Source organism: Pseudomonas paraglycinae, assembly GCF_021601625.1.
Taxonomy (GTDB): domain Bacteria; phylum Pseudomonadota; class Gammaproteobacteria; order Pseudomonadales; family Pseudomonadaceae; genus Aquipseudomonas; species Aquipseudomonas paraglycinae.
Genome location: NZ_BQHR01000046.1, coordinates 1 through 291, shown reverse-complemented (window position 1 = coordinate 291; position 291 = coordinate 1). Strand labels below are relative to the sequence as shown.

Here is a 291-nt window from a genome sequence, read left to right as displayed (position 1 = left end):
ATGCATCGTTTCACTTCTGAGTTCGGGATGGGATCAGGTGGTTCCAACGCTCTATGGTCGTCAAGAAATTCGGGTACTGAGTCGTGGCCAGAGGGCCTCGCTTCAGCAAATTGGGTATGTGACAGCTTTCGGTGTTTTGTGAGCGTCGAACTTTCGGTTCATTGCGTCTTCACACACCGCAATCTGGCCTTTCGACTCAAATTGCTTGGGTGTTATATGGTCAAGCCTCACGGGCAATTAGTATTGGTTAGCTCAACGCCTCACAGCGCTTACACACCCAACCTATCAACG

At 50.2% G+C, this 291-nt stretch carries 2 rRNA genes; both read right to left on the bottom strand.

The features are described 5' to 3' along the window. A 5S ribosomal RNA gene (gene rrf / locus L6D82_RS28495) occupies positions 1–65 on the bottom strand; the annotation flags it as partial. A 151-nt stretch (positions 66–216) separates the two neighbouring features. Further along, positions 217–291: ribosomal RNA gene (locus L6D82_RS28490) — 23S ribosomal RNA — on the bottom strand; the annotation flags it as partial.